Here is an 8386-nt window from a genome sequence, read left to right on the forward strand (position 1 = left end):
GCGACAACCTGGTCAGCTTCCTGCGAGGCGACACGCAGCTCCAGATGGGCGTTCCCGCCCCGGACAACCAGGTGTTCCGCAACCGTTATTCCCGCCTGGGCGATTTCGTCAACGCCGCACCGGTCTATGTCGCCAAGCCCCCCTTCAAGTATGCCGACGCCGGCTACAGCCAGTTCATCACCGACCATGCCAACCGCACCAAGATGGTCTATGCCCCGGCCAACGACGGCATGCTGCACGCCTTCCAGGTCGGGGAGAACGACAAGGATCCCGTCGGCGGCGAGGAACTGTGGGCCTTCGTGCCACACGGCGTGCTGCCTCACCTGCGGCGGCTCGCGGACATCGGCTACGACAGCACCCACATCAATCTGCTCGACGCCACCCCGACCATCGGCGACATCTACGCCAACGGCCAGTGGCGCACCATCCTCGTGGGCGGCATGGGCGCCGGCGGTCGTTACTACTACGCGCTCGACATCACCGACCCGGCTTCGCCCGCGCTGCTCTGGGAATTCTCGGACAACAACCTGGGCCTGACCTTCGGCAATCCGGTGATCACCAAGGACGTCACCGGCACCTGGCTGGTCGCCTTCACTTCCGGCATCAACAACGTCGGTGACGGCCGCGGCCGGCTCTATCTGCTGGATGCCCTGACCGGCAAGAAGCGCACCAGTGCGGGAGAGATCCTCACCGCGGCCGGCGACACCACCACCCCCAGCAACCTCGGCCGCCTCAACGCCTGGGTGCCGAGCGACACGGACAACACCGCGCTGCGCTTCTATGCGGGGGACATGCTCGGCAACCTCTGGCGCTTCGACCACGACGACCGGGTGGCACCATCCGGTGCCGAAGCCACGCTGCTGGGACAGGCACTGGGGCCGAACCTCGTGCCGCAGCCCATCACCGGCAAGCCGGTGCTCACCGAACTGGTGAACGACAACGTGCCCATCACCATCGTCTCCTTCGGTACGGGACGGCTGCTCAACAGTGCCGATCTGACCTCGACGGGTCTGCAGACGATCTACTCCATCCGCGACACCCTCACCGGCACCGGTCTGGGCCCGCTGCGGGACCCGAACGCCAAGCTGGTGCGCCAGGAACTCAACAGCAGCCACCGCCTCAACCAGGCGCAATCCGTCGACTGGAACGCCCAGAACGGCTGGTATGTCGACCTGAACCAGTCCAGCGGCGAGCGGGTGTCGCTGGATGGCATTCCGCTGGCCTCCGGCCTGATCGCCTTCGCCTCGACCGTGCCGAACGGCGACCCCTGCGGCAATGGTGGCAGCTCCTTCCTCTACCAGTTCCTGCTGCCCTCGGGCGATGTGCGGGATGTCGAGGTCTCGAATTCACTCATCGTCGGCGTCAGCCGCGTGATGGACAGCACCGGGCGGGTCAGCGCCTTCTTCACCAAGCGCGACCAGAGCACGCAGCTGAAAGCAGCCGGTGTCGGCATCAGCAACCGCTCCAACACACTGCGACGTGCGGCCTGGCGAGAGCTGAACTGACATGGCACAGCGGCGCACGCTACTGGCAGGCTGTGTGACCGGGTCGGTGCTGCTGCACCTCGGCGTGCTGCTGTGCGCACCGGCGGCGGTGCCCATGCAGGCGGGCGGGACACGCGGGTCCTCCGGCCGACTTGGCGTGGCCGTCAGGCTCGAGACCCCACACCGTCCGGTCAGCACAGCGACGGTGGTCCGCGACCAGACACAGCGGATGGCCAACCGCAAGGCGCCACCACCACCCGCACAGCCCCCGTGGGATCCGGAGCAACTGCCCCCGACCAGCGCCGGCCCCGTCGCATCGACGGGCGAGGACGATCCGGACGCTGGTTACATGCCGAGCCGCTGGCTCACCCGCAGTCCGGCGCCGCAACAATCGATCGACCTGTTCTATCCGGAACTCGCGCCGTCCGGGCACTTCCGCGCCGTGCTGACGCTGTTCATCGACGCCCAGGGCGTGGTGCAGCGGGTGCGCATCGACGAGGCGGGGGACAGCGGACTGCCCCCCGTGCTGGAGGACTCCGCCCGGCAGACCTTCCTGCGCAGTGCCTTCGTGCCGGGTGATCTCGACGGGCACCCCATGCGCTCGCAGCTGCGCATCGAAATCGAATTCGCCACCGAACCGGCGGGCGAGCACACACAGACCGCGTCACGCTGAACAGCGGCCACGCACGCCGCACACAGGCGCCGGTCAGACGTCGGCCAGCACCCGCAGGTGGGCCGCGACGCTGCGTGCCAGCGCGCTCAGCACATAACCTCCCTCCAGACACGACACGATGCGGCCCTTGCTGTAGCGGTCCGCGATGTCGACCAGCCGCTGCGTGATCCAGGTGTAGTCGGCCTCGACCAGCCCGAGTTGCCCCAGGTCGTCCTCGCGGTGCGCATCGAAGCCGGCGGAGATGAAGACCATCTCGGGCTTGAATGCCTCCAGCCGCGGGATCCAGTACATGTCGATCAATTCGCGCACGTCCATGCCGCGCGTGTAGGCCGGCACCGGCACGTTGACCATGTTGTCGCCCATCGGCACGCCGCCGCTGTAGGGATAGAGCTGGTCCTGGAAGAAGCTGCACATCAGCACCCGCTCGTCGCCGGCGACGATGTCCTCGGTGCCGTTGCCGTGGTGGACGTCGAAGTCGATGATCGCCACGCGCTTCAGGCCGCGCACATTCAGGGCGTGGCGTGCCGCGATGCAGACGTTGTTGTAGAAGCAGAAGCCCATCGCCTCCGAGCGCGTGGCGTGGTGGCCCGGCGGGCGGATGGCGCAGAAGGCGTTGCGGTAGGTGCCATCGATCACCGCGTCCGTGGCCGCCACCGCCGCGCCCGCCGCCCGCAGCATGGCCTGGCGGGTACCGGGGCAGACCGTGGTGTCGGGGTCGAGTGCGCGGTGCTCCCCGGTGAGAACCGCCTGCTGCATGAACTCGTCGAGTTCGAGCAGGTAACCCTCGCTGTGCGCCTGCATCAGATCCGAGTGTTTCGCCAGCGGCACGTCGTCGGGCCGCAGCAGCGCGATGTCCAGGCCGGTGGAGAGCAGGTGGTCCTCGATCGCATCAAGGCGCTGGGGACACTCCGGGTGACCAGGGCCCATGTCGTGGCCGCGGCAGTCGGGATGGGAATAAAAGGCAGTGCTCATGTTGTCTGGCACACCAGGCGTCGGCCGCCCGCTGTGTTGTCCCTCAAGCTTCGTTTCGGTTCGGGTAAGGTATCACCGATGATGAACCGCCCACATCACATGCGCCTGACACCTCCGACTTCGGCAACCCCTCTGACCGACATGCTGGAACGCCTGCTCGATCAGATCGGTTCGGTGGTGGTCGGCAAGCAGGCACAGATCCTCGACGGCGTGGCCTGCCTGCTCGCTGGCGGCCACCTGCTGATCGAGGATGTTCCCGGTGTCGGCAAGACCACCCTCGCCCAAGCCCTGGCTGCTTCCGTCGGCCTGCAGTTCGCCAGAGTGCAGTTCACCGCCGACCTGACACCCAGCGATCTGGTCGGGATCAGTGTCTACGAGCGAGCGAGCGAGGAATTTGTCTTTCATCAAGGCCCCGTGTTCACGCAGGTGCTGCTGGCCGACGAGATCAACCGCGCCGGCCCGCGCACCCAGAGCGCGCTGCTGGAGGCCATGGAAGAGCGCCAGGTGACCCTCGATGGCGCAACACGGCCCCTGCCCAGCCCCTTCTTTGTCATCGCCACCCAGAATCCGGCCGAGCAGCTGGGCACCTATGCCCTGCCCGAGAGCCAGCTCGACCGCTTCCTGATGTGCCTCACGCTGGGCTACCCATCCCCATCGGCCGAGCGGGCGCTGCTCGAAGGCCACGACCGGCGCGAGGCAGTGCGGCATCTGCAGCCGGTGATGTCGGCGCAGGAACTGCTCGCGGCACAGGCCGCCGTACAGCGCATCCACGCCGCGCCCGCGCTGCTGGACTATCTGCAGGCGCTGCTCGCCGCCACACGCAATGGCCAGTGGTTCACGCAAGGACTGTCGCCGCGGGCAGCGATCGCCTGGCTGCGTGCGGCACGGGCACGTGCACTGCTCACCCGCCGCGCCCACGCCACGCCGGAGGACCTGCAGGCGCTGGCCGTGCCCGTGCTCGCCCACCGGCTGCAACCCCGCAGCGGCGCAGGGCGCAGCCGGGCAGCACAGGTGCGCGCGATGATCGAATCGATCCGGCTCGTCTGAGCATGGCCCTGTCGTCCGGATGGCGCCTGCGCTGGCGCGCCTGGTGGGCCCGCCGCCATCCCCGCACCGACACACTCCACCTCGACCACCGCAACCTCTACATCGTGCCGACCGCCTCCGGTCTGGTGTACGGCGTGCTGCTGGGCTGCCTGCTGCTGGGCTCGATCAACTACCAGCTCAACCTCGGCCACCTGCTGACCTTCACCCTGGCCAGCACAGCGCTGGTGGCCCTGCACGCGACCCACGCGACGCTGAGCGGCCTGCACCTGAGCGCACGGGTCGGCGAAGCGGGGTTCGTCGGGCAGACGGTCGACCTCGACATCGCATTGCAGGAGGAGACGGCCACCACCGGCTGGCGCCATCCGGCCCGCTTTGGTCGCCATGGTCTGGTGCTGCGCTGGAGGGATGAATCCACTGGCATCCCGGTCCATGCATCACCGGATCCGGACGCGCTGCAACCGCTGACCCGCAGGCTCGACCACCGCGGGCGCCAGACGCTGCCCCCCCTGGAACTGAGCAGCCGATTCCCGCTCGGGCTCTTCCGGGTCTGGGCCGTGTGGCGGATCGCGCAACAACCGCTGGCCTGGCCCGCCCCGGAGGTCGACGCACCACCCGTGCCCCAGAACGCCAGCGCCGATCCGGCAGACGCCGCGCTGCACCTGCGCACGCTCCAGCCCGAACCCGGAGAAGACGAAGGTGTGCGTCCCTGGCGACGCGAGGACCGGCCGGCCCAGGTGCTGTGGCGCCGCTCGGCCCGCAGCCTCGCCGCGGGCGGCGGCCTGCTGGTGCGGGAAACACCCCCAGCGCGACAGGCACGCGGGCTGCATCTGGACGGTGACCGCCTGACCGGCCTCGACCCTGAAGCCCGTCTGCGCCGCCTGAGCGCCTGGGTGCTGCAGGCCGATGCGCTGGGGCAGCCCTACCGACTCCGCCTCGGTGCGCTGTCGATCGAGGAAGGCGCCGGGCCGAGCCACCGGCGGCGGTGCCTGGACGCCCTGGCGCTCTGGAGTCCACCGTGAGCCGGGCAGCCCTGCCACGCGAGTCCCGCGACACGCTGTTCCTGCTGGCCGCACTGGCCTGGACGCTGCTGCCGCAGTGCATGCAGGTGCCGCTGTGGTGTGCGGTGCTGGCCTCGGCCGCGCTGGCCTGGCGGGCGTGGCTGGCGTGGAGCGGCCATGCCCTGCCGTCGCGGCACCTGCTGCTGCTCGCGCTGGTCGGTGCATCGATCGGCACACTGGTCAGCCACCAGTCGCTGATCGGCCCGTCGGCGGGCGTGACGCTGCTGGTCGTCCTGTCGGCACTGAAGACGCTGGAGCTGCGCGCACGCCGGGATGCGACAGTGGTCTTCTACCTCGGCTTCTTCCTGGTGCTGGCCAACTTCCTGCACTCGCAGTCGCTGGTCACGGCCTTCGCGATGGGCTTGTCGGTGTGGCTGCTGCTGGCCGCGCTGGTGCTCGCGCACCTGCCCGACCGTCTGCAGGTGCCGCCGCCGCTGCGGCAGGCCCTGGCACTGTCGGCCCGGCTGCTGCTGACGGGTCTCCCGCTGGTGGTCGCGCTGTTCCTGCTGTTCCCACGGATCGCGCCACTGTGGTCGATGCCTGGGCCCGGTGCGGCCCGAACCGGCCTGTCCGACCATCTGGCGCTGGGCGACGTGGCCGAGCTGGCGCAGGACGACACGCTCGCGCTGCGGCTGCAGTTCGACGGCCCCGTGCCTGCACCATCCCAGCTGTATTTCCGCGGCCCGGTGCTGAGCGAACCGGATGGCAGCGGCTGGCAGCGCCGCCGTCGATTCACGGCAGGCGCGGAGCCGGCCATGGCCAGCACCACGGCCCGGTCATTGCGCTACGAGATGACGGTCGAGCCGCTCGGCCTGGGCACACTGCCGATGCTGGAACATGCCCGGACCGGGCCGACGCTGCCCGATGCCGGACTCGACCGATCCTGGCTGCACGAACCCGAAGGCGCGTGGATCACCGAACGCCCACTGACCGAGCGCCTGCGCGTGCAGGCCACCGCCGTGCTCGACACCCCCGTGCACGACCCGACCGCCGCTCCCGCCAGCCCAGTGCAGGCGAACGATCTGCGCTGGCAACCCTACCTCGCGCTGCCGGACGGACAGCACCCGCGCACCATCGCCTGGGCCGACGCCCAGCGGGTCAGTGTCGTCCCGAACCCCGCCGACAGTGCCCGCCGCGCCCAATGGCTGCTGGACTACATCCGCCAGCAACCCTTCGTCTACACCCTCGCCCCCGGCCTGTCAGGCCCGGACCCGGTGGACAGCTTCTGGCTGGACCGCCGCGCCGGCTTCTGCGAACACTACGCCAGCGCGGTCGTCGTGGTGCTGCGCCGCTGGGGCGTGCCGGCACGCATCGTCACCGGGTATCTGGGTGGCCAGGTGAATCCGCTCAACGGCGTGCTGGAGGTGCGCCAGCGCGATGCCCATGCCTGGGTCGAGTACTGGCAAGGCAGCCGGGGCTGGGTGCGCCTGGACCCGACCGGTGCGGTCGCGCCCGAGCGCATCCAGCGGGGCGAGCGCCTGGCCGCCCCGCGCGGACTGGTCGGCCAGACGCTGGTCAACCTCGATCCCCGCCTGCTCGAACAGGCGCGCGCCCTCTGGGGTGCAGCAGAGCACCAGTGGAACCAGTGGGTGCTGGGCTACTCGGCCCACCGCCAGCAGGACCTGCTCCGCTCGCTGGGCTGGGACAGCGTCGACAGCCGTGCCCTGGGCCAGTGGCTGGCCGGTGCATTCGCGGCGGTCGTCGGCATCGGAGTGACCTGGGCAGCGCTGCGAACGCGCCTGCAGCGGCGGGATCCGTGGTTGCAGGGCCATGAACGCCTGCGGCAGATCCTGCGCCGCCGAGGCTACGAAGTTCCGGCCCACCTGGCCCCGACGGGCCTGTTGACGCATCTGAAGACCATGACGCTGGCCGACCTGACCGACCTGCAGCGTCCGCTGGACCTGCTCAGCCAGTGGCGCTACGCCGATGCCACACAGCACACGCCGCAGCGCACGCTGTGGCGTTGCGCATGGCGGGCAGCGGGCCGCTTACCACGGCGACAGGGGACCCAGCAGGTTCGAGCGCTTGGATTTCGGCGCCACAGGCGCTGACGCTGGCCGTCCGAACCACACCACCAAGGACAGCCACTGGCGTTTTGCCACCCGGATGGCCCGGGCGGTCAGGCTGTTGAAGCTGCGGAACTGCCGCAGCACATCGGGATCGGTCCGAACGTCCTGCGGCAAGCAGAACCTAGTCGGCGGCACCTCCACCATCTCGGACGTCCAGCCACGCACATCCTGTCTGCAGTGCTCCGCCCCGTCACCGAAACCGATGTTCTCGACCAGCGAGCGGACCGGGAAGACATCGACCAGCCCATGGCTGAACTGGTGGTAGCAGAAGCGGATCGCCCAGGAATTGATCCTGCCGGCCATCTGGCGGTCCAGCATCCGGGAGAGGTCACTGCCACCGCGGTTGAACTGGAACCGGCGAACCGGATTGCTGCGGAAGCGGACATAGTCGGAAACCTCCCAGTCGATCGCCTGCCAGCGGTCCCGCCAGATGCCCCAACCCCAGGATGACGCACGAAGACCGAACACGGCGTCCTGCACCTGTTCTCGGGCATGCCGGATCGGGAACGAATACCCCGACACGCTCATCACCCGCGGATTCGCTGCGTAGGCCTGCAGCGCCTGGTTCATGAAGTCCAGAAAACCGGCCGAGAGTTTCAGGTCGTCTTCCAGCACGATCACGCGCTCGTGCGTCTTCAATATCTCGGACACGCCGTCCATGATGGCCCGCGACAGCCCCAGATTGACCTCCTGCTCGTGCAACACGACCCGGGCGAATCCGGTGATCGAGCGCACATACTCGCGCACCGCCTGCACCCGGCTTTCCTGGCCCGGACGAGGGCCGTCGCAGAACACGTGCAGTACGCTGTCCGCCGCCAACCGATTGGTCAGCAGCGAGGCCACGGTCTGCCGCGTCAAAGCCTCTCGTGCATGCACGAAAAGGCAGATCGGAGCCACTGCGCACTTGTTCACTCAAACAATCCAGATCAGTTATTTTGGATGCCCAGACGGACACCGCCAGCACAGAAAATGTGCTGTTCATTATTCATGGGAACGGAGAATCAAAACAAAAATGCGTCACACATTCAGAATTTGAATAGAAAATCTCCCCTATTTACCCCTTATTTCCGGGCCTCTGAATGG

The 8386-nt window shown here is 68.5% G+C and carries 7 protein-coding genes; 5 read left to right on the forward strand and 2 right to left on the reverse strand.

Features of this window, described 5'->3' with window-relative positions; translation table 11 throughout:
- On the forward strand, positions 1-1505 hold a 1505-nt coding region (locus AB3X43_RS10455; protein ID WP_369429784.1), incomplete at its 5' end, for a pilus assembly protein.
- A gap of 1 nt (position 1506) precedes the next feature.
- Positions 1507-2157, forward strand: a complete 651-nt coding sequence (locus AB3X43_RS10460) for an energy transducer TonB (RefSeq protein ID WP_369429785.1) — start codon at positions 1507-1509, stop codon at positions 2155-2157.
- A 33-nt stretch (positions 2158-2190) separates the two neighbouring features.
- Here the strand turns inward: AB3X43_RS10460 and AB3X43_RS10465 are convergent, their stop codons facing one another.
- Positions 2191-3129, reverse strand: a complete 939-nt coding sequence (locus tag AB3X43_RS10465; RefSeq protein ID WP_369429786.1) for a histone deacetylase family protein — start codon at positions 3127-3129, stop codon at positions 2191-2193.
- 141 nt (positions 3130-3270) lie between these two features.
- On the opposite strand from AB3X43_RS10465, the gene AB3X43_RS10470 reads away from it, so the two are divergent.
- Genes AB3X43_RS10470 through AB3X43_RS10480 form a run of 3 tightly spaced genes read left to right on the forward strand, consistent with a single transcriptional unit; the run spans position 3271 to position 7285 of the window.
- Positions 3271-4176 (forward strand): AAA family ATPase, encoded by a 906-nt coding sequence (locus AB3X43_RS10470; protein ID WP_369429787.1) that lies wholly within the window; start codon positions 3271-3273, stop codon positions 4174-4176.
- A 2-nt stretch (positions 4177-4178) separates the two neighbouring features.
- Positions 4179-5195 carry a DUF58 domain-containing protein gene (locus AB3X43_RS10475; protein WP_369429788.1) on the forward strand — a complete coding sequence of 339 codons (1017 nt, stop codon included), beginning with the start codon at positions 4179-4181 and terminating at the stop codon, positions 5193-5195.
- A complete protein-coding gene (locus AB3X43_RS10480) occupies positions 5192-7285 on the forward strand; it encodes a transglutaminase TgpA family protein (protein ID WP_369429789.1) in 2094 nt (697 codons plus the stop codon). The genes AB3X43_RS10475 and AB3X43_RS10480 overlap by 4 nt, the downstream gene beginning before the upstream one ends.
- Here AB3X43_RS10480 and AB3X43_RS10485 read toward each other — a convergent pair.
- The gene (locus AB3X43_RS10485; protein ID WP_369429790.1) at positions 7223-8161 is read right to left on the reverse strand and encodes a glycosyltransferase family protein; all 939 of its coding nucleotides are present in this window, start codon (positions 8159-8161) and stop codon (positions 7223-7225) included. The genes AB3X43_RS10480 and AB3X43_RS10485 overlap by 63 nt on opposite strands.
- Positions 8162-8386 lie beyond the last annotated feature (225 nt).

The sequence above is a fragment of the Sphaerotilus sp. genome, assembly GCF_041083715.1.
GTDB lineage: Bacteria > Pseudomonadota > Gammaproteobacteria > Burkholderiales > Burkholderiaceae_C > Sphaerotilus.